The 19909-nt window shown below is 37.5% G+C and carries 22 protein-coding genes; 7 read left to right on the forward strand and 15 right to left on the reverse strand.

Annotated elements, in window-relative coordinates:
- The first annotated feature begins 4 nt into the window (after positions 1-4).
- The 3 genes from MKX57_RS15790 to MKX57_RS15800 all read left to right on the forward strand — a co-directional run bounded on the left by MKX57_RS15790 (position 5) and on the right by MKX57_RS15800 (position 2409).
- Positions 5-709 (forward strand): response regulator transcription factor, encoded by a 705-nt coding sequence (locus MKX57_RS15790; RefSeq protein ID WP_008178419.1) that lies wholly within the window; start codon positions 5-7, stop codon positions 707-709.
- A 153-nt stretch (positions 710-862) separates the two neighbouring features.
- The gene (gene vrrA, locus MKX57_RS15795; RefSeq protein WP_089986138.1) at positions 863-1366 is read left to right on the forward strand and encodes a VrrA/YqfQ family protein; all 504 of its coding nucleotides are present in this window, start codon (positions 863-865) and stop codon (positions 1364-1366) included.
- Between the two features lie 74 nt (positions 1367-1440).
- Entirely contained in the window at positions 1441-2409 is a 969-nt protein-coding gene (locus MKX57_RS15800) for a 4-hydroxy-3-methylbut-2-enyl diphosphate reductase (RefSeq protein WP_008178424.1), read from the forward strand.
- Between the two features lie 50 nt (positions 2410-2459).
- Here MKX57_RS15800 and MKX57_RS15805 read toward each other — a convergent pair whose 3' ends face one another.
- The gene (locus tag MKX57_RS15805; protein WP_008178426.1) at positions 2460-3161 is read right to left on the reverse strand and encodes a response regulator; all 702 of its coding nucleotides are present in this window, start codon (positions 3159-3161) and stop codon (positions 2460-2462) included.
- Positions 3162-3189: 28 nt separating this feature from the next.
- Complete coding sequence (locus tag MKX57_RS15810; protein WP_170844117.1) at positions 3190-4731, reverse strand: sensor histidine kinase; 1542 nt, start codon at positions 4729-4731, stop codon at positions 3190-3192.
- A gap of 151 nt (positions 4732-4882) precedes the next feature.
- Here MKX57_RS15810 and MKX57_RS15815 point away from each other — a divergent pair, with 151 nt between their 5' ends.
- Together MKX57_RS15815 and MKX57_RS15820 are read left to right on the forward strand one after the other, a co-directional pair.
- The gene (locus MKX57_RS15815; RefSeq protein ID WP_089986140.1) at positions 4883-5932 is read left to right on the forward strand and encodes a TRAP transporter substrate-binding protein; all 1050 of its coding nucleotides are present in this window, start codon (positions 4883-4885) and stop codon (positions 5930-5932) included.
- 266 nt (positions 5933-6198) lie between these two features.
- Positions 6199-7458 carry a dicarboxylate/amino acid:cation symporter gene (locus MKX57_RS15820; protein WP_008178431.1) on the forward strand — a complete coding sequence of 420 codons (1260 nt, stop codon included), beginning with the start codon at positions 6199-6201 and terminating at the stop codon, positions 7456-7458.
- A 41-nt stretch (positions 7459-7499) separates the two neighbouring features.
- Here MKX57_RS15820 and MKX57_RS15825 read toward each other — a convergent pair whose 3' ends face one another.
- Positions 7500-7967, reverse strand: a complete 468-nt coding sequence (locus tag MKX57_RS15825; RefSeq protein ID WP_008178433.1) for a GNAT family protein — start codon at positions 7965-7967, stop codon at positions 7500-7502.
- A 74-nt stretch (positions 7968-8041) separates the two neighbouring features.
- Here MKX57_RS15825 and MKX57_RS15830 point away from each other — a divergent pair, with 74 nt between their 5' ends.
- Positions 8042-8578 (forward strand): hypothetical protein, encoded by a 537-nt coding sequence (locus tag MKX57_RS15830; protein WP_090002537.1) that lies wholly within the window; start codon positions 8042-8044, stop codon positions 8576-8578.
- A gap of 81 nt (positions 8579-8659) precedes the next feature.
- On the opposite strand, the gene MKX57_RS15835 is transcribed toward MKX57_RS15830, so the two are convergent.
- Positions 8660-9283, reverse strand: coding sequence for a hypothetical protein (locus tag MKX57_RS15835; protein WP_258954722.1), 624 nt, complete (start codon positions 9281-9283; stop codon positions 8660-8662).
- A gap of 230 nt (positions 9284-9513) precedes the next feature.
- On the opposite strand from MKX57_RS15835, the gene MKX57_RS15840 reads away from it, so the two are divergent.
- Positions 9514-9693 carry a hypothetical protein gene (locus MKX57_RS15840; protein WP_008178439.1) on the forward strand — a complete coding sequence of 60 codons (180 nt, stop codon included), beginning with the start codon at positions 9514-9516 and terminating at the stop codon, positions 9691-9693.
- Positions 9694-9811: 118 nt separating this feature from the next.
- On the opposite strand, the gene MKX57_RS15845 is transcribed toward MKX57_RS15840, so the two are convergent.
- The 11 genes from MKX57_RS15845 to MKX57_RS15895 form a co-directional block, all read right to left on the reverse strand.
- A complete protein-coding gene (locus MKX57_RS15845) occupies positions 9812-10351 on the reverse strand; it encodes an NADPH-dependent FMN reductase (protein WP_085961723.1) in 540 nt (179 codons plus the stop codon).
- Between the two features lie 220 nt (positions 10352-10571).
- Positions 10572-10820, reverse strand: coding sequence for a DUF2164 domain-containing protein (locus MKX57_RS15850; protein WP_342550408.1), 249 nt, complete (start codon positions 10818-10820; stop codon positions 10572-10574).
- Positions 10821-10929: 109 nt separating this feature from the next.
- Positions 10930-11154: a hypothetical protein gene (locus MKX57_RS15855; RefSeq protein WP_008178444.1), complete on the reverse strand. Its 225-nt coding sequence runs from the start codon at positions 11152-11154 to the stop codon at positions 10930-10932.
- Positions 11155-11169: 15 nt separating this feature from the next.
- Complete coding sequence (locus MKX57_RS15860) at positions 11170-12291, reverse strand: Nif3-like dinuclear metal center hexameric protein (RefSeq protein ID WP_008178447.1); 1122 nt, start codon at positions 12289-12291, stop codon at positions 11170-11172.
- 1 nt (position 12292) lies between these two features.
- Positions 12293-12985: a tRNA (adenine(22)-N(1))-methyltransferase TrmK gene (locus MKX57_RS15865; RefSeq protein WP_008178449.1), complete on the reverse strand. Its 693-nt coding sequence runs from the start codon at positions 12983-12985 to the stop codon at positions 12293-12295.
- Between the two features lie 164 nt (positions 12986-13149).
- Entirely contained in the window at positions 13150-13509 is a 360-nt protein-coding gene (gene cccA / locus MKX57_RS15870; RefSeq protein ID WP_008178451.1) for a cytochrome c550, read from the reverse strand.
- Positions 13510-13811: 302 nt separating this feature from the next.
- Positions 13812-14381 (reverse strand): hypothetical protein, encoded by a 570-nt coding sequence (locus MKX57_RS15875; RefSeq protein WP_239354965.1) that lies wholly within the window; start codon positions 14379-14381, stop codon positions 13812-13814.
- Positions 14382-14610: 229 nt separating this feature from the next.
- A complete protein-coding gene (gene rpoD, locus MKX57_RS15880; protein WP_004227165.1) occupies positions 14611-15738 on the reverse strand; it encodes an RNA polymerase sigma factor RpoD in 1128 nt (375 codons plus the stop codon).
- A gap of 32 nt (positions 15739-15770) precedes the next feature.
- Positions 15771-17597 (reverse strand): DNA primase, encoded by a 1827-nt coding sequence (gene dnaG / locus MKX57_RS15885; protein ID WP_233301486.1) that lies wholly within the window; start codon positions 17595-17597, stop codon positions 15771-15773.
- 215 nt (positions 17598-17812) lie between these two features.
- Positions 17813-18625 (reverse strand): pyruvate, water dikinase regulatory protein, encoded by an 813-nt coding sequence (locus MKX57_RS15890; RefSeq protein WP_008178459.1) that lies wholly within the window; start codon positions 18623-18625, stop codon positions 17813-17815.
- Between the two features lie 17 nt (positions 18626-18642).
- Positions 18643-19275, reverse strand: coding sequence for a helix-turn-helix transcriptional regulator (locus MKX57_RS15895; protein ID WP_008178461.1), 633 nt, complete (start codon positions 19273-19275; stop codon positions 18643-18645).
- Between the last annotated feature and the right edge of the window lie 634 nt (positions 19276-19909).

The following is a 19909-nucleotide window of genomic DNA, read 5'->3' on the forward strand; positions in this document are numbered from 1 at the left end:
TTTGATGAATAAACGAATTCTAGTAGTAGAAGATGATGTGGCCATTGCTAATTTAATAAAAATGACATTAGCTACCCAGCAGTATGAATTCGACATTGCCCAAGATGGGAATCGTGCACTTCAAAAGGCTATTACCATGAAACCAGATGTTTATATTTTGGATTTAGGACTACCGGACATAGATGGTGTAGAGCTTATTACAAAAATTAGAAGCTGGACTCAAACGCCCATTATTGTCGTCAGTGCCCGCGGGGAAGAATATGATAAGATTAACGCCCTGGATGCAGGTGCAGATGATTATGTCACGAAGCCATTCAGTGTGGAAGAATTATTAGCAAGAATTCGTGTTGCTTTAAGGAGAGCAGCCTATGAACATCCACCAGAACAGGAAAATTCAACTTTTACCAATGGTTATCTTCAAATTAATTATGTAGATCAAACAGTATTAGTAAATGGCAAAGAAATACATGTCACGCCTATTGAATATAAACTTTTAGTTGTTTTATCCAAGCATGTTGGGAAAGTTCTAACGCATAATTTTATTTTAAAGGAAATCTGGCACAATGCTCTACAATCAGATATTCCAAGTTTACGGGTGTTTATGGCGACACTTCGAAAAAAAATAGAAGCTGATCCAGCACAGCCTAAACTGATACAGACACATGTGCGGGTCGGTTATCGTATGCTTCGCTATCATGAAGATGAATAAGATAAGAGGATCGTAGCAGAAGGCATAGTTGCACTTCTGCTCTTTCATTGATGAATTCGCCTTATAAATTATCGCACCCTCCCATTAGCCTCTGCATATCATAGCTATAATCAGGTATGTCATCAATGAAAAACAAGTAGAAAGGAGATCATTATGGTATTTCGACCACCTTATCCATACCCTATGTATCCCGGTGGCATGAGAATGCCCATGCCAACACCACCACAGATGTCACCGCAGTCCTTTTTCCCGCCTGGAGGCTTCCCTGCTCAACCACGAATTCCAGGCGGCTTTCCAATGGCAAATGGAATAGGTTCCTTTGGAGGACAAATGCCGATGCCACCTGTGCAAGAAGCATCTAAAATCGGTTCATTCTTACAACAAGCAAATAGTTTATTTAATTCCGCTAAAACTTATACCCCTTATATTCAACAGGCGATGCCAATGGTTAAAAATATACCGTCCTTATTAAAATTATATAAAGGATTCCAAGGACTACCTTCGACGGGAGGCGGAGCGGCTGGCGCTGATCGTGCAGGCAGTGAAAGCAAGGCTGCTACAGGAACTAAGCGATCGGCAAGGCAAAGTACATCCGCATCATTTTCGCCTCCTGAACCAATTCCATCTAAACCACGTATTTTCCAGCCACCAATGTAAATGAACGTTTCTTTGTATTCGCCGCCCCTGTCCGTTATAATGTAGATAGGTAAAGCTTGAAAGGAGTCACAACCATGCAAGTATTAAAAATTAATCCACGTGGCTATTGCTACGGTGTTGTTGATGCGATGGTCATCGCACGAAACGCCGCACTTGATAAAACATTACCAAGACCTATCTACATTCTAGGAATGATTGTCCATAATAAACATGTCACAGACGCGTTCGAAGAAGATGGTATCATCACTTTAGACGGCGATAATCGCTTAGAAATTATCGAACAAGTTGAATCTGGTACTGTGATTTTCACAGCACATGGTGTCTCACCTGAAATTCGTGAAATTGCGAAGCGTAAAGGCCTAGTGTCCATTGATGCTACATGTCCTGATGTAACTGTTACTCACGATTTAATTCGTGAAAAATCTGCAGAAGGCTATGATATTATTTATATTGGGAAAAAAGGACATCCGGAACCTGAGGGTGCCATTGGCGTTGCACCTGATCATGTCCATTTAGTTCAATCTTCCAATGATATTGATGCGTTAAACTTAACGAACGATAAATTGCTTGTCACAAATCAAACGACAATGAGCCAATGGGATGTCGCCCATTTAATGGATAGTTTAAAAGAAAAATTCCCTCATATTGAGGTACACAAAGAGATTTGTTTAGCTACTCAAGTCCGTCAAGAAGCTGTTGCTAAGCAGGCAGGAGAAGCGGAACTATTGATTGTAGTAGGTGACCCTAAATCGAATAACTCAAATCGTTTAACGCAAGTTTCTGTTGAGATCGCTGGGACTCCTTCCTATCGTATCGCGGATGTTTCAGAGCTTAAAATAGATTGGTTAAAAGGTATTGATAAAGTTGCTGTGACAGCAGGTGCTTCAACACCAACACCTATTGTCAAAGAGGTCATTGCCTTCTTGGATCAATTTGATGAAAATGATCCATCCACACACGTTATCAAACGTACAGTAACATTAGATAAAATTCTACCGAAGATTAAAACACCTACACCTGTCGATAAAATTATGCCCCATTGATTACTAAAAAAAAATCCTGCTTGTCATGATGACAAACAGGATTTTTTTCTTTATTTACTAAAATAATAGTTTATCGGACGACCAATTCCACCATAATGGACATCCATCGTAATTTTCTCTTGTTTCTCTAAATAATCTAAATATCTTCTAGCTGTCACACGAGCAATACCAACGCCACTTGCAACTTCTTCTGCCGATGCACCATCTACCGATTGCAAAAAGTGCACCACTTTTTCCAGCGTTGTACGGTTAAAGCCTTTCGGAAGGTTTTTTTCTGTTTGTAATAAGGCAGACTGTTCCAAAGGGCTTTGTCCATCACGATAATGGAATAGCTGATCCAATTCACCTTGTGTCAGCTCGCGTTCCGTTTGCGTTTGTTTTTTAAAGCGTAAATAATTTTCAAGTGTCCCTTTGACACGTTCAAACGAAAAAGGCTTCATAATATAATCAAAAACACCTAGATGCAATACTTGTTTCACCGTGTCCATATCATTCGCTGCCGTGACAGTGATAACATCTACTGGTAAGTCCAGCTCGCGAATTTTATGTAAACTAGTGATGCCATCTTGCTCCGGCATAAAAATATCCATAAATACTAAGTCAGGCTGATGTTGACGAATTTGCGTCACTCCATCTAAACCATTAGATGCTTGTCCAATCACCTGAAAGTGATCTACCTTTTCAATAAATTGACGATTCACCTCACGCACCATTGGATCATCCTCAATTAATAATACTTTGATTTGTACCATTATCAGCCCTCCATTCCAAAATTAATGCTTATGCATAGTAAAATGTTAGTAAAAAACTAGTCCCTTTATTTGGTTCACTGATGACTTCAATATCACCTTGTCCTTTTTCAACAATCTCTTTTATTAAAAATAGTCCTATTCCTCTGTATTTTTTCTCTTTTGTAGAATAGCCATTGTCAAAAATATGGCTCTTGATCTCATCTGTCATGCCAACACCGTTATCCGTGACAAGAATGGCTAAGACATCCTCGTCTTCATCGACAGAAACATGAATAACCTTTTCCTCCTCCTGTGTATCCCTTAATGCATCAAAAGCATTTTCTATTAAATTCCCAAATAGAATGACGAAATCATGATGATCTAAATTTGGTGGAAAAGATGTTAAGCGACTTTCACGGTCAATTTCCAGTCGGATTCCTTGTTCTTTAGCATAGGAAATTTTACTAAGTAATAGCCCTGATATATTTTCATTTTTAATACGTTCATTTAAAAAGTTAGTAATTTCATCGTGTTCTTTCTTTACTTGCGTTAAGTAGGATAAAGCCTGATCATGATGTCCAAGTTGTAAAAGTCCAGCTATCGTATGCAGTTTATTTTTATGCTCATGTGTTTGAACACGAAGCGCCTGGACAAATGCTCGTACCCCTGTCAGTTCTTCAGCAAGCTTTTTCACTTCTGTACGATCTTTAAACATGGCCACTGCTCCAACAGTTTCTCCATTAACCTGTATGGGAATGCGATTACTCATTATACTATGATCATTTATATACAACTCTCGGTTAAATAGAGGCTGATCAAGTTCCAAAATTTCAGGTAGTCTTGTATCCGGTAAGACGTGAAAAATTTTCTGACCAATCAAATTAGGTGGTTTTTCGTCAACCCCAAGTATTTCGCAGGCCTTCTCATTAAAAATGGTAATGGTCAAATCATTATCGATCGCAATAATCCCCTCATGCATCGCATTAAAGGTTTCCGTTCGTTCTACATACATTTTGGCAATTTCATGGGGCTCTAATCCAAACATTTGCTTTTTCATATGAAGCCCTAATGTTCGCGCACCCCATACGCTAAAGATTAAAGATAATAGTAAAGTAATGATCAGCTCCGTTTGCATCGATTGCAGTAATTCCGCCACCGTCAAAACACTATATCCAACGACCGTAACACCTATTTGTTGTCCTTGATTGTTCATGATTGGTACAAACGCTCGAACCATGTTGCCATGCTCCCCATGCGCGATTGACGTATAGTAATGTTCGGAAAAAGCAGCATTTAAATCGGCAGATTGCGAAATGCTACCCAGTTCCGCTTTATTGGGGTGAGAATACTTCTGTCTTTTCATATCCAAAACCACTATATATTGAGCACCATTTATATCTCGGATTTCTTCCACTACAGGGTTAATATGTTGTATGGCCATTTCAATGTTTTCGTGGGCAATATAGGTTTTGATTTCAGGAAGCTGCGCGACTGTTTTGGCTACTAGTAATGCTTGGTCACTAAGCTTGCTCTTTTGTTCATTCATCACATACCCCAACAAAAAAGTACCACCAATACTAAAGGAAAGCATGAGTATAAAAAAAGTCAGCGACATAATTTTTCTTTGCATCGATAACTTCTGAAATTTCAAGATAATCGCCTCCCCCCTACTATATTTTAGCTTACTCCATATGTTAGAATAACAAAAACAATAGAAAATACGAATAAATTGGGTGTATTCAATGAAAAAATTTATTATTGGAACGATTGTAACTGTCTTCTTTTTAGTGATCACCATTAGTGTTCAGCAAGGTTTGCTTTTCGCAAAGCCGCTTCCATACGATGATGAGCAAAAGGGGTTAGACACACAAATTACCATCCATCTAAGTCATGTAGTAGCTGAAAATACACCAAAAGGACAGGCTGCCAATAAATTTGCTGAATTAGTAGAAGAAAAGACGAAAGGCAAAGTCAAAGTGCATGTATACTCCAATTCCTCTTTATTTAATGATGAAAATGAGTTTCAGGCTTTGCAAAAGGGAGAAGTCGAAATGATTATCCCGACCTTTTCTAAGATGACAACATATGTGCCGAATTGGCAAGTTCTTGATTTACCCTTCCTGTTTAATACAAATAAAGAGGTACAAGAAGTTCTGACAGGAACGATCGGTGATCAATTATTAAACGAGCTAGAACCTATTCATATTAAAGGACTGGGCTTTTGGTACAACGGCTTTAAGCATCTAACCTCTGTTGATCACCCTATTCATACATTTGAAGATTTACAGGGTTTACGCATTCGCACAATGCCTAGTAAAACATTGGAAAAACAATTTGAAGTTTTGAAAGCAACGCCAATTCCGATTTCATTTAGTGAGGTTTATACAGATCTAGAGAAACACGCCATTGATGCACAGGAAAATACAGCCTCTAATATTTACTCAAAAGGTTTCTACAAAGTTCAAAAACATATGACCATCACACAGCATGGTATTTTAGGCTATGCGGTATTAATGAATGAAAGCTTTTGGGATTCCTTACCAGCGAAAATTCAACATCAATTGGCGGAGGCTATGAAGGAAACAACAGATTGGCAGTTTGAACAGGCTGCCCGTATGAATGAACAAGATATGTTAAAGCTTAAACAGCAAGATGATTTTGATGTTACTACAATGAGTCTTAAGGAAAGACAGCGCTTTAAGGAGCAGCTCTCCCCTGTCTATGATTTTTATAAAACCCAAACACAAAATGATGAGATTCTAACTGAGATTCAAAAAATTGTTGCACCATAATACTTTTGGTCATTAATGATAGATCCTTACATATCGTAAGGATCTTTTCTTTTGTATTATAATAGATTACCAAAATTCAAAACTACTATAAAACAGCCTGAAACCATTGCTATTACTGCATTTACCAACCCTTTCATTGAAAAATGAACAAAATGAACAATAGAAACATTACGGTCATAAAAACTATTGTCGGAAAATTTCAGCTATGATAACGACATGAAAACGTTCACACAATCTTCATAGATGTTGTAGGGGGAGAACTATATATGCGTATAAATTTTAAAAACTTAACAGTACAAGTATTGATTGCTATTGTACTAGGGATTATAGTAGGTGCAACGTTCCCAGAGTTCGGAGCAAAGCTAAAAATATTAGCGGATATATTTATTAAACTAATTAAAATGTTAATAGCACCCATTATCTTCTTAACGGTTGTAATTGGTATTGGTAGTATGGGTGATGTCAAAAAGGTTGGGAAAATCGGTGGAAAAGCTTTAATCTATTTTGAAATTGTTTCAACATTTGCCTTGGCGATAGGTCTTATCGTTGTCAATATTGTACAACCAGGTAAAGGCTTTAATACAGAAGCCGCGAACGGAGCAGATGTCTCTCAATATACAAATGCAGCGGCGGCAGAACACGGTTTGGGTGCATTTATTATGCAAATTATCCCTGATAATGTTGTGGGTGCTCTCGCAAATGGTGAATTACTACCTGTCTTATTCTCAGCTGTATTATTTGGATTAGCAGCGGCGGCGATTGGGGAACCAGCTAAGCCAGTTATTAAATTTTTTGAACAAGTTGCGGATATCTTCTTTAAAATCGTTAATATGGTAATGAAAATTTCTCCTATTGGCGCATTTGGTGCCATGAGTTATACAATCGGCAACTTTGGACTTAAATCTCTAGGCAACTTAGGATTTTTAATGCTCTCCGTCTATATTACAATGTTTATTTTTATCGTTGTCATCATCGGATTCATTTCACATTACTTCGGTTTTAGTATTTTTAAATTTATTAAATACATTAAAGATGAAATTTTCATCGTTATTGGTACATCTTCATCTGAATCAGCATTGCCTTCCATGATGCGTAAATTAGAAAACTACGGCTGTTCTAAGCAAGTTGTGGGGCTAGTTATACCAACAGGTTATTCCTTTAACTTAGATGGAACATCCATATACTTATCGATGGCAGCTATATTTATTGCCCAAGCTTACGGTGTTGATTTAGATATTTGGCATCAAATCACATTACTAGCCATTCTAATGCTTACATCTAAGGGGGCTGCGGGTGTCACAGGCTCTGGGTTTATTACACTTGCTGCCACATTAGCAGCATTTCCGATGATTCCCGTAGAAGGAATTGCATTACTAATCGGGGTTGACCGCTTTATGTCCGAAGCTCGAGCTGTTACAAATCTTATTGGTAATGGTGTGGCGACGGTAGTTGTTTCAAAAATGGAGAAGGAATTTGATACAGAGCAGGAAAAACGTGCTCTCTCAGGTCAAATCGCACAACCTTAAATAGTTAAAAAGGCTACTAAAAGCGAGATACTTGTCTCTCCTTAGTAGCCTTTTATATAGTCCATTTTTAGAAATTCATAGACACCACCATTTGTTGCTTGCATATAAGTATGAGCGTCTTTAAATCCTACCTTGCGATATAGCTTGATTGCACGTAGATTAAATGTGGCAACCGATAAGGTAATCATTTCGCATGGATAGTTTGCCAAGACAAAATCAATAGCATTTTTTAAAAAATCATAGCCTAGGCCTTTTCCTGTAAGACTAGGTTTCATGCCTAAGCCAATCTCCATCGTTTGGTCAGCAACCGTCATAATACTAAAATAAGCAGCTAGTTCTTGTTTTTTTAAGACTGCAAAAATATTTCCTCTTGTATACGGATTGAGAAATGCTTGTAAATCCTCCTGGTCAGCCTCCATATCATAGAAAGAATAGTCACCCTCATAATGCCAGTTATAAGCTATATCCTCAGCTTGTTCTTGTGTAATGGGTCGAAAACAATAGCTCAAAACTTTATCCTCCTGTAATTTTGTGAAACCTCTGGAATGACATACTCGTATACATAATGAATGGAGGTTTCTTTATGGCAACATTTACACTTCACTATCCAAAGGCCTTTAAAAGCTTTTCTGATATTCCTATTATAAATGAAAACAACGAAACAGTGTGTGTGCTTCAGAAAGTAGAGCGTTCTTCTACTGGTAAAGTTTTAAATGCCGTATTATTAGTTGCGGCACAGCAAACTTTACCCTATCGTTATGAAACACGAACAACTTTAGGTGCCCCCCTTTTTCAAGTACAATCTACTCTGTTAACAAAAGGGGTCAGTCATCAGCTTGTTATGCCTGATGGTAGCACCATACCAATTGTCCGAAAAACAGTTCAATTATTAGAATCCTCGTACACCTTTACTATGGACAATTTGGCATTCCGTTTTGAAAAGGATTTTACTGCTACCGTCTATTTATATTGTAATGATGAGAAAATTGCCAGTGCAAGCCCAATAGAGACCGAGCTCATACGGACGGGGCTAATGTTTAAACTTTTCCAAGCTGACGACATGCACTTTGTGGCACTCCTCGCAACACTCTATCAAGCTTTATTTGCCTTGAGTAAGTAAATGAGTCATGAATTTAGTTTCACATTAAGAACTTACATAGCAAAAAAAGAAGGCATCTAGATTTAAAGTCTCGATGCCTTTTCAATTAATTTTTTCTCGCTCCCCATTTAATATATGAATGACATAGGAATCGCTTTGACTCACATTTGTTTGGACAATTTTTTTTACTGCACCTTCCATCTTAGTCGCTAGTTGAAGTGCCTCCGCATTGTCACCTTTTATAGTTGTTTGAATCGTAATGGTTGTTCGATTTTCTAGTATTAAATATTCGTATACATCAAATGATTGTAGCCCTTTAATTAAATCTTCAATTAATAGATTAATATCATTCCCCATCGCTTTATTTCCATCCAGCAATGACGTAAATTCCCATCTTTCAAAGAAAATCGGGTAATCCTTTAAGGCAGAAGTTTTTATAGCGCTTTTTGCAATAGCTTCCATATCTGTTTTAACCGACTGAACATACTCTTCTCCCCCTACAATTTGGATGACCAATTCCTTTTCCGCAGTTGTTTTAACATCTATACCGACGTATTTTTCAAGGAGCTTATCTTTTAATAGTGATAAACTCAACTCTTCTTTCGTAATTATTGGTCCTTTCTCGATATTGGCTTCTAAAGGCTTACCATCTACATATTTATTAAACAGGATGATGATCGCGATAATGACCAGCATTAATCCTGTAACGACTCCTATCCGTTTCACAATGAAATCCCCCCTGTTAGGAAGGTATGAGCTCTGCAAATACAATATTCACCGTTTTCTATCACTGTTTTATAATTACTATGAAATAGACCATTTCTGACATTGCTTAATTTCCCTCACATATTCCGGAACACGAAATAAATTTGCTATGTTTTGTCCTTTTTGTGTCATGATTTTTAAAAAGGAGTACACTTAAGGGGTAGTAATTCTATATTTTTGGAGGGTTTTAAATGGATGCAAAAGCAGCAGAAATTAAAAATATTATGACCTTGAATCTACTCGTACAAATTCTAAAAGAGCGTGGCATTTTAACAGATAAGGAATTAAAGGAACGACTCTCAAATACGGTCAAACTATCCTCTATGGATGCTGATTTAAAAGAAAAGGTTATTGAAGAAATCGAACATTAATGGGAGTGATTCCAACAAAAACAACCGCTTCCATGCTGTGAATATAGCTGAAAGCGGCTGTCTATATATTTGCTTTTAAGAAGAAAATAAGCACTTTAATATGCCTAGTGTCATAATATTATGATCGAATTGTTTTCAAAGCTGTTGACCAAGGAATAAGCTGATCTAACATTTGATGAACTGAATCTGCCTGCACCTCTTTTGGCTTAAAGACTGAGCCGTTTTCAAAATCAGTAAATAATGATAAAGCTGGATGAACTCGAACATCGGCAACTAGTAATTCTCCAAGAATCCCTCGTAAATGCTCCGCAGCACGTGCTCCTCCAACTGAACCATAGGAAACGATACCCGCAGCTTTATTGTTCCATTCTACTCGTAAAAAGTCTAATGCATTTTTTAGTGCACCTGTAATTGAATGGTTATACTCTGCTACAATAAAGACAAAGCCGTCACATGCAGCTACTTTCTCGGACCATGTCGCTACTCCAGAAGTATCTCCCCCTGGCTCTCCAAGAAACGGTAATTTAAAATCAGCGATATCAATTATTTCATACTCCGCATCACGGCGTTTTTCTGCGACTTCCTTTACCCACGCTCCCACTTGTGGACTAACACGACCTTCTCGCGTACTTCCTAAAATAATACCGATTTTTAACATATGACCCTCCTCGTTTTCCCATTCATTTTGTGAAATCATCGTCATTCCATGTACGCGAACAACACTCGTAACCATTTTGGTCAGATACATACAGCTTTATTCATGGCCTCTATGTAGTCGCTATGAATATTTTGAATTAAACAATCTTTAATTCAAGATTAAATTACCATATTTTTTTATTTTCTGTCAATTATTTAAATTTGTAGCTTTTTTAACTAGCTTACATTAATTTAATGGGCTGCTCCAGTGCGTCTAATTCTTCTTCCATGGAGGTAAATTGTCTTTCCACTACATATTTTGCGTCAGATACTGCTGCGTTATAAATATAGGGGGCGATATTTTCCTTGATAAAATCTAACACACGCTCTGCTTCAAATTCACTAATGTCTTCATCACGATGCGTGTAGAAAAATCGCTGAATATCAGCCACTATCATTTCTTGCTGATCTTTAGTTAAACGAATAAACAAGATATATCTCTCCATTTCTGCTAATTGATTTCATGCTCATTTTATCATTATCCCTCTATTCTTGGCATACAAAAAGGATGAACACTACCTAGTAATGTTCATCCTTATATTATTGTTTACATTCAAATGAATAACTCGTGGAAAGGAAGTTTTTTTCCTTTGATATAATAGCTTGACCCCCATCGTCTTCACATTGTACGGTCATGGCATCAATTTTCTTTTCATTCATCATATTCGTCATAACCGTCATCCCTATACCAAAAACAGCGATGAATAAACCGATTATAATCCACAGTTTACCAGCCTTATTACCAGCAGGTCTTTCATTAGCCACATCTATTCCCCTCGCTTAAACAAATAAAAATGGTTCTGTATGGATGGTCGATTGTACAAATTCAACCACATATTTTTTATCCGCACATAGCTTTGTCATTTTCTCCGCTACTCCTGCAATCATCACTTTTTCTACATGATGACCAGGATCTACAATTTGCAGATCCATCGCTTGAGCATCCTGTGCTGTATGGAAGTACATATCACCCGTTAAAAAAACATCTGCTCCTGCACGTTTCGCTGCATAAATATACTTATTACCATCTCCACCAACAAGCGCAACCTTCTTAATCTTCGACTGTAAATCACCTACGACACGAACCGCTGGAACCTGTAACTGCTGCTTCACGAACTCTGCGAATTGTTGCAAGGTCATTTCCTTAGCTAAGTGACCTACACGCCCTAATCCCATTTTATTCGTTTGCTGTTCAAGACGAATGACATCATAGGCTGGCTCTTCATACGGATGACTAGTAAGCATTGCCTTTAAAACACGGTTTTTCATTGATTCAGGAAATACGACTTCTACCTTTACTTCCTCTTCAACATGTAATTCACCAACTGACCCAACAAATGGCTTGGCACCTGCTAACGCACGGAAACGTCCTTCACCAGCAGTTGTATAACTACATGCTTCATATTCTCCAATGCGCCCTGCTCCAGCCTTTGCTAGCGTCTCGCGTAAATCCTCAGCATTTGCAGACGGGATAAAAACAGCAAGCTTTAAAAGATGTTCGGAGTACGTTTCTTCTAGTATTGTACGGTCCTGTAGTTGAAGCGCATCTGCTAATAAATCATTAACTCCACCTTCAGCTACATCTAAATTTGTATGCGCCGCATAAACAGCGATATCATGTTTAATGAGCTTTTCATATAAGCGCCCTGCTGGATCGTCTGTACGAATATTCGCTAGACGTCTAAAAATTGGAGGATGATGTGCAATGATCAGCTCACATCCTTTTTCAATGGCCTCATTCGCAACAGCTTCATTGACATCTAAAGTGACTAATACTTTGCTAACAGGTTTATTGAGTGTACCAATCGCTAAACCGATTGGATCATTCTCCATGCAAGCTAGTTTTTTAGGCGACCATGATTCAAATACTTGAATAATTTCTTGACCATTTACCGACTTCATTTTACAAAACTCCTTCTACTAATTGAATAAGAGCCAATAACTCTGCACGTTTTTCTTCAATTTCAGGTGTTTGTTCTGCATCTTTTATGGATTGTAACACACGTTGCCAATTTTCTTTTTCCCGCGTCCATTTTTTTATAAATGCCGGTGCTTTACGGGTACTTAATTTAGGACCAAATAAAATCTCTGTTGGCGAAAGCTCCATTTGTGCTCTTTGCAACACAAGAATTTCATAGATTTTATCATCTTCCTCTAAAATTTCTTCATCGAGAATAGCCCAATTATGTGCTAAAGCCCACTCACGGATTACCTTGGCATGAATATTCGGTTGTAATATGAGACGTGTGACTCCTTGCAGCTTTTCAGGATGCTTCTCTAAAATAGAGACAATTAAGGGACCGCCCATTCCAGCAATCGTTACTGTATCGACATGGTCATTCAATTCTATTGCTGCTAAGCCATCTGCTAGACGTACCGTAATTTCTTTGTTTAATCCTTCTTTTTGTACTTGTCCCACTGCTGATTCATAAGGGCCTGCTACTACTTCTCCTGCTATCGCTGAAGAAGCTACTCCTTGATGAATTAAATAGCAAGGCAGATAGGCATGGTCACTACCTATATCCGCTACTACCGCTCCTGTGGGAACAAATTTTGCTACCATTTCTAATCGTTTCGAAAGTTTTTGTGCGTTCATTTTATACCGCCTACCTTAAATAGAGTCCATTACTAGTATGGATGATGTCGTGAAAAAAAACAAATGGAGTTGTCTCACAGTATTCATGTGGACAACCCCATTTCATGATTCTTTACATTTAAAAAGTAGCTGTACTATTTCAGTACAGCTACTTGTCAGTCATACTATTCTAAAGTAGAAATGTATTCAGCAATAGCTTTTGCTTCTGCTTCAGTTTTCATGTTTGGTTGCATTGGAGTACCTTCGATACCCTTTGTTAAAACTTCAACGATATGGGCTTCATCTAAGCCATGTAGGTTTGGACCCATACTACCAGTTAAATCACCACCGTGACAACCAATACAAGATTGTACTAGAGCTGCACCATCATCATTTGCGTCTGTAGTTTCAGTAGTTTCGCCACCGCCCTCATGTTCAGCAGCAATTTCTTTCTTGTTATCTGCACCTTGTAAAGACATGAAGAAAATAAGACCAATACCAAATGCCAGAATTAAGATGTAAGGAACGACTGGATTGTTTTTCATAAGTTTCCCCTCCTCATTTTAAGTCTACTTCTATTATAATATAGAATCAGTCAACATCTAATATTGTACTTCATTAACAAAGAAACGAAAAGCCCTATTCGCTAAGTTGTCCTTTGTTTGTAACAAATTCGACATTTCTGTATCTATTGGATAAAATATGTCTTGCCAAACCAAATTTTGGGCAATTTCACAACTTTTTTTCATACTGTTATCATACCCTTTGCATACATTCATATACCAAAAAAATAAAAAATCCGCACACATGATATAAAGTGTGCAGATCATTTATAAGGGTCAAAAAATTACAATAAGTTTATGATATAATAGCCAATCAGTGCTAGTAATCCTAAAACACCGGAGACTGTGAAATAGAGTAGCTTCATTTTAATACCTGACCAAAGCCAAATAAGACAATTGGCTGCAATCAAGCAAAATAAAACGATATTATCTCCACTAAAATATGTAGTGCACACACGGATAGATATACTAAATAATAGGATGGCGGCAAGTAAATGAAATATAGGAGCTAATAGATGTTTTTTTTGCGCCATTTGGAACGCAGCGATAAATAATATGCATGCACCTATACCTACGACAACGGTTAAAATCAGTGTTAATGCTTTTATTGTAAAATAGATAGCCAAAACAGCTATTATAGCGATACATAGACTTGCTACCAAAAGAAGCATCTTTCTTTTTTCAGATGGCAAGATTGCTTGTTTAGGATCTTGAACCGGTTCTAACTCCTCTATATCAGCCCCCTCTGTATAAAGAGCTGCTAAAAAGTCACAATAGTGCTCTGGTAATAGCTTATTTTGCTTCCAAAACAAAATTTCATTTAGAATAATTTTTTTCCGGGGATTCGTCATCATGTTAACTCCAAACATTGCTTAATAATGGTTGCATTACAATTTTATCTCACAGCCTTCGGAAATACATCTGTATAAAGTCGCAAATCTCTCATTCCCTTCATTCTAATTATCTATTATTAGCGGAAACAAGATTGGGGAATAACGGGGCTATTTACCTTTTCAATGGTATAAAAAAGGAGCGATCCAACTAGGTATTTTCACACTAGTAGGATAGCTCCATCTATTTAAATTATTCTAAGAAGTCTTTTAGACGTTTACTACGAGAAGGGTGGCGTAATTTTCTTAGAGCCTTCGCTTCAATTTGACGAATACGTTCACGTGTTACGCCAAAAACCTTACCTACCTCTTCTAAAGTTCTTGTACGACCATCATCTAAACCAAAACGTAAACGAAGTACGTTTTCTTCACGGTCTGTTAATGTATCAAGGACATCTTCTAGCTGTTCTTTTAACAATTCATAAGCTGCATGGTCAGATGGAGATTGTGCTTCAGAATCCTCGATAAAGTCTCCTAAATGGGAATCATCTTCTTCTCCTATCGGTGTTTCAAGAGATACTGGTTCTTGTGCAATTTTTAAAATTTCGCGTACTTTTTCTGGCGTTAAATCCATTTCTTCGCCAATTTCTTCTGGAGAAGGTTCTCGGCCAAGATCTTGTAAAAGTTGACGTTGTACACGTATTAATTTATTAATGGTTTCGACCATATGAACCGGAATACGAATTGTACGTGCTTGGTCTGCAATGGCACGCGTAATAGCCTGACGAATCCACCATGTAGCGTACGTAGAGAATTTAAACCCTTTACGGTAATCAAATTTCTCAACGGCCTTAATAAGACCCATATTCCCCTCTTGAATTAAATCAAGGAATAGCATTCCACGACCTACATAACGTTTAGCGATAGATACTACCAGACGTAAGTTTGCTTCTGCAAGACGTTTACGTGCTTCTTCATCACCTTGCTCAATACGCTCAGCAAGTGCGATTTCTTGCTCTGCAGATAGTAAATCAACTCGACCGATTTCCTTTAAATACATACGCACAGGGTCATTGATTTTAACACCTGGTGGTACACTCAAATCATTTAAGTCGAAAGTCTCTTCGTTCGCTTCTTCTTTCATTAGACTTTCTTCTTCAAATTCTTCTTTTCCAATGATTTGAATGTCTTTATGCTTTTCAAGATCCTCAGCAAAATGGAAAATTTCTTCATTTTCCAATTCATAAGGTGTTAGTTTCTCTGAAATTTCTTTCATAGAAATTTCACCCTCTGTTTTTGCTTTTTCTTGTAGGAATTTTTTTGCATCATCTAATGTAATTTCTACTTCTATCTCTTTTGAACGTTCTGACTTGTCCGCCATAAACCTTCCTCCTTCTAAACAACCGAATCGGGTTAAATCGCCGATAACGATTTTCTTAAATGAATAATCTGTTGGGCGATTTCAAGTGCACGTGCATACTCATGCATCTTCTCCGCTTCCTTTGACTCATGCATCTTTTGATAAATTTCTTGCTCAATTCTATATTTTTGAAGCTGACGGATTGAGTCCACAACCTCTGCCTCTGCTTGATCAGGATCTCGCTCGACTAAAGCCGCTTCCATAACAATTTTCCGTAATTCAGCGTCATCCAAAATCTCCATAAAGCGTTGATAATCAGGATGACCATATTCCTCATAAAATCCTACTAAGCGAACAAAAACAGCCATATAAGCATCTCGAACAAATGGCTCTTTTTGCTCACTCCGTAATACCCTGTCCACTACATCTATATTATGAAGCATATGAGCCAGTAATAAACGTTCGGCACGTTCAGCAGCATCCATAGGCTTTTGTTGTTGCGTGACTGGCATTGAAGGCGTTTGTGTCGGCATTTCTGGTTTTGCAGAACGTACCTGATTCGCCTCCAGCTTTCGGAATTGGGCATAAATGGCTTCTTCCGAAATATTTGTTTCATTTGATAGCTGTCGTATATACAAATCTCGTTCAACTGGCGACGATCTACCTATGAGCTGTTCAAGGACTTCTTGTATATATTGAAGCGTATCATTTTCAAATTGAAAGTTCTTATTTCGTCTAGCATGCATCATCATAAAAGCAATATACGCATGAGGGTTTTCCAAAATTTGTTCCTTAAATGCTTGTCCGCCTAACGTGCGAATATATTCATCAGGGTCCAATTTTTCTGGTAAAACAGCAATATCAACTTTCATGCGCTCCGTATGCAAAAGCTGCGCCGCTCTTTTCGCTGCATCAAATCCAGCATTATCACCATCATAGCAAATCGTAATTTGCTCAACTAAGCGCTTAAGCTTTGTGATATGCTGATTTGTTAGCGAGGTACCCATTGTTGCTACGGCATTCATAACACCTACAGAGTTAGCTGCTAACACATCCATAAAACCTTCCATCAATACTACTTGACGATTTTTTCTGATAGAAGTTCGTGCTTTATCTAGGTTATAGAGCACTTCACTTTTCTGAAATATTGGTGATTCTGGACTATTTAAATATTTCGCTTCCTCACCCGTTGATGAAAGTATTCGTCCTGAGAAGGCAATAATTTTACCATTCTCATCTCGAATCGGGAACATGATCCTTCCTCTAAAACGATCAAAATAACGTTCTTCTCCCTCTCGCTTAATAATTAGCCCACTTTCCGCCATTTCTTGTAAGTTATAACCTTTTCTTTCAAGCAATATGGTTAGGGCGTCAAAGCTTGGGAGAGACCAACCGATGTTATTAGATTCTATAAGCTCCCTTGTAAATCCTCTTTCTAGCAAATAATTTAAAGGTTCTTCGCCATCCTCTGTATTTAACAGTAGATGGTGGAAAAAATCTGCTGTAAAAGCGTGTGCTTCTTTCATCCTTTCTTCCGCTTTAGAAATCTTTTTTGTTCCCCCGGGAAAACTTGGCTCAACATCTAAATGTATGCCAGCTCGTTCTCCAAGTTTCACAACTGCATCAGGAAAAGATATGCCTTCAATGTCCATTACAAAAGTAATGGCATTTCCCCCTGCGCCACATCCAAAGCAATGGAATATTTGCTTGTCCGTTGATACAGAGAAAGACGGTGTTTGTTCTCCATGGAATGGACAGAGGCCAAACCAATTTCGCCCACGCTTGGTCAGCTGCATGTATTCACTAATAACATCAACGATATCCGATTGTGTACGAATCTGTTCAATTACTTCCTCTGGAATCTTCCCTGCCAAATCCATCATCACCATCTTTAATAATTACGTTCTAGAAACACAATTCGCTATTCGTTTTAAAATTCCTTTATTTCTCGACAAAAAATTAGGATTTTTCTCTTATAAATATTTTTACCACAATTTTATTATTATAAAACAAAAATTAGTTTTTATCTATACTAATTTCAAAATCCACTCAAAAAAACCGCCTCTATCACCGAGGTGGTTTATTTTCGTACAATTTATTTGCAAGTCAAAATATGTTCTATGATAGTATTTGCTGTCTCTTCCACAGCTTTATTAGTCACATCTATTACTCGACAGCCTATTTTGCCGACAATCTTTTCAAAATGTTGAATCTCTTCTAAAATACGATTATGTTGCGCATAGATGGCATCATCATTTAATCCGAGAGACATTAATCTTTCTTTCCTTATAGAATTTAACTTCTCAGGAGAGATGATTAACCCAAAACATTTTTTAGGGTCCAACTGTAATAGCTCTTCAGGTGGTTCTACTTCAGGAACTAAAGGAACATTCGCCACCTTATACTTTTTATGTGCTAAATATTGTGAAAGGGGCGTTTTAGATGTTCGGGATACGCCTACCAACACGATATCAGCTTGTAATAATCCACGGGGATCACGACCATCATCATATTTTACTGCAAATTCAATGGCTTCAATTTTTTTAAAATAATCATCGTCAAGCATATGAACAATTCCAGGTGTCTCCAATGGATTTTCTTCCATAAAGGTTGCCATTGATTGTAATGCAGGACCTATTATATCGACTGCATGTATCTTTTCCTGTTCACATAAATCACGTAATAGCTTTCGCATTTCTTGACGAACAAGTGTGTAAACAATAAATGCTTGTTGTTGTGCTGCAAGGAAAACAATCTTACGAATAAGCTCCTCCGATTGAATATGTGGAAATCGTCGGATAACAGTATTCTCTAGACCGGGTCGAAACTGGCTAATTACTGCTTTTGCAACTTGGTCGCCAGTTTCACCAACAGAGTCAGATACAACAAATACGCGTAGTCTTTTCATGCAGCTCTCCTTCAAATTTAGTCATTTTGCGCAAGAGATAAGAAAGCTCGTGTAATCGTTGTTTTTGTAAGACGGCCTATAATCGTCAAACCACCCTCTTGTGGTTCAACTACTGGTAGCGAATCAACTTCTCGTTCAATGAGCTTGTTCGCGGCAACAACCAAAGAATCTGATCTTTCACAGTACGAAATATTAGGCATACGTGTCATAATTATATGTACAGGAATTTTATTTAAATCCTGCGTGCCAATACTTGTACGCAGTAAATCTTTGCGAGATAGTACGCCTGTCAAAAACTCATTCTTATCTACGACAAAGAGTGTACCAACATCTTCTGAAAACATAAAGCAAATTGCATCATAAACCGTCATTGTTTCTGGGACAACTACAGGGCCTGAATGAAAATCCTTTACTTTTAAATTGTGAATACTATCCATCAATGTAACGGATGCCTTTTTCCCTGAATAGAAATAACCAACTCGTGGTCTTGCATCTAAAAATCCCGCCATCGTAAGGATCGCTAAATCTGGTCTTAAAGTCGCTCTAGTCAGATTGAGACGTTCTGCAATATGTTCCCCAGTAATAGGGCCGTTTTCTTTCACAATTTGTAAAATGTTTTCCTGACGTTTATTGAGTTCGATTGGACTCACCGCCTCAAATCTAATAGTGTTATACTTATGCTCAATTATTATATACTATAGAATGATAGGTATGCAAAGTATTACACTAATTCTATACAAAAGGTGTTATATTAATGCTTTGCATAATTAAAGCAGTATTTCAATTATACAACATACTGCATATAATAGCAGTAATCTGTATTAAGTTATGGCGGATATGTGTAGAGGATTTTAGATTAAGGGTAATTTCTTTAATTTGTATTTTTGTCATGAAGGCTACACGACTTGTTGAATCGCTTATAAACGAGCATCATCAATCATGCTATTAACACTATTCGTATTCCTCTGGAAGTTCTAAAATCAATTATCAAAAGCCTTTACGGCCGGTTGTTGAACACTTCAAATTGTCCAAGCCAATATTCTTTATACTACGGCTCTCATGCAAGGATTCTTGCTGAGGAGAAGTAGTATTTTTTGGTTCTCCATAATAGTTCAAATGACTATCATTGCTTCATTGGAGTAACATCATACAAAATAAAAAGGTATCGTAAAAACAGGTCGTATTTTAAACGAATAAATTAAATGTATTGAAAAAACCTCCTCCACTTTGCATCTAAGCTGATATAAAAGCACCTCTTCCGAAATTCACATTGTCGACTGTAAC

The sequence above is a fragment of the Lysinibacillus sp. FSL M8-0216 genome (genome assembly GCF_038595555.1).
Taxonomy (GTDB): domain Bacteria; phylum Bacillota; class Bacilli; order Bacillales_A; family Planococcaceae; genus Lysinibacillus; species Lysinibacillus fusiformis.

Excerpts from the sequence above, each read along its gene's own strand:
- MKX57_RS15790 (WP_008178419.1), top strand. The coding sequence starts at position 5 with ATGAATAAACGAATTCTAGTAGTAGAAGATGATGTGGCCATTGCTAAT.
- vrrA (WP_089986138.1), top strand. The coding sequence starts at position 863 with ATGGTATTTCGACCACCTTATCCATACCCTATGTATCCCGGTGGCATG.
- MKX57_RS15800 (WP_008178424.1), top strand. The coding sequence starts at position 1,441 with ATGCAAGTATTAAAAATTAATCCACGTGGCTATTGCTACGGTGTTGTT.
- MKX57_RS15805 (WP_008178426.1), bottom strand. The coding sequence starts at position 3,161 with ATGGTACAAATCAAAGTATTATTAATTGAGGATGATCCAATGGTGCGT.
- MKX57_RS15810 (WP_170844117.1), bottom strand. The coding sequence starts at position 4,731 with ATGCTTTCCTTTAGTATTGGTGGTACTTTTTTGTTGGGGTATGTGATG.
- MKX57_RS15815 (WP_089986140.1), top strand. The coding sequence starts at position 4,883 with ATGAAAAAATTTATTATTGGAACGATTGTAACTGTCTTCTTTTTAGTG.
- MKX57_RS15820 (WP_008178431.1), top strand. The coding sequence starts at position 6,199 with ATGCGTATAAATTTTAAAAACTTAACAGTACAAGTATTGATTGCTATT.
- MKX57_RS15830 (WP_090002537.1), top strand. The coding sequence starts at position 8,042 with ATGGCAACATTTACACTTCACTATCCAAAGGCCTTTAAAAGCTTTTCT.
- MKX57_RS15840 (WP_008178439.1), top strand. The coding sequence starts at position 9,514 with ATGGATGCAAAAGCAGCAGAAATTAAAAATATTATGACCTTGAATCTA.
- MKX57_RS15845 (WP_085961723.1), bottom strand. The coding sequence starts at position 10,351 with ATGTTAAAAATCGGTATTATTTTAGGAAGTACGCGAGAAGGTCGTGTT.
- MKX57_RS15860 (WP_008178447.1), bottom strand. The coding sequence starts at position 12,291 with ATGAAGTCGGTAAATGGTCAAGAAATTATTCAAGTATTTGAATCATGG.
- MKX57_RS15865 (WP_008178449.1), bottom strand. The coding sequence starts at position 12,985 with ATGAACGCACAAAAACTTTCGAAACGATTAGAAATGGTAGCAAAATTT.
- cccA (WP_008178451.1), bottom strand. The coding sequence starts at position 13,509 with ATGAAAAACAATCCAGTCGTTCCTTACATCTTAATTCTGGCATTTGGT.
- MKX57_RS15875 (WP_239354965.1), bottom strand. The coding sequence starts at position 14,381 with ATGATGACGAATCCCCGGAAAAAAATTATTCTAAATGAAATTTTGTTT.
- rpoD (WP_004227165.1), bottom strand. The coding sequence starts at position 15,738 with ATGGCGGACAAGTCAGAACGTTCAAAAGAGATAGAAGTAGAAATTACA.
- dnaG (WP_233301486.1), bottom strand. The coding sequence starts at position 17,597 with ATGGATTTGGCAGGGAAGATTCCAGAGGAAGTAATTGAACAGATTCGT.
- MKX57_RS15890 (WP_008178459.1), bottom strand. The coding sequence starts at position 18,625 with ATGAAAAGACTACGCGTATTTGTTGTATCTGACTCTGTTGGTGAAACT.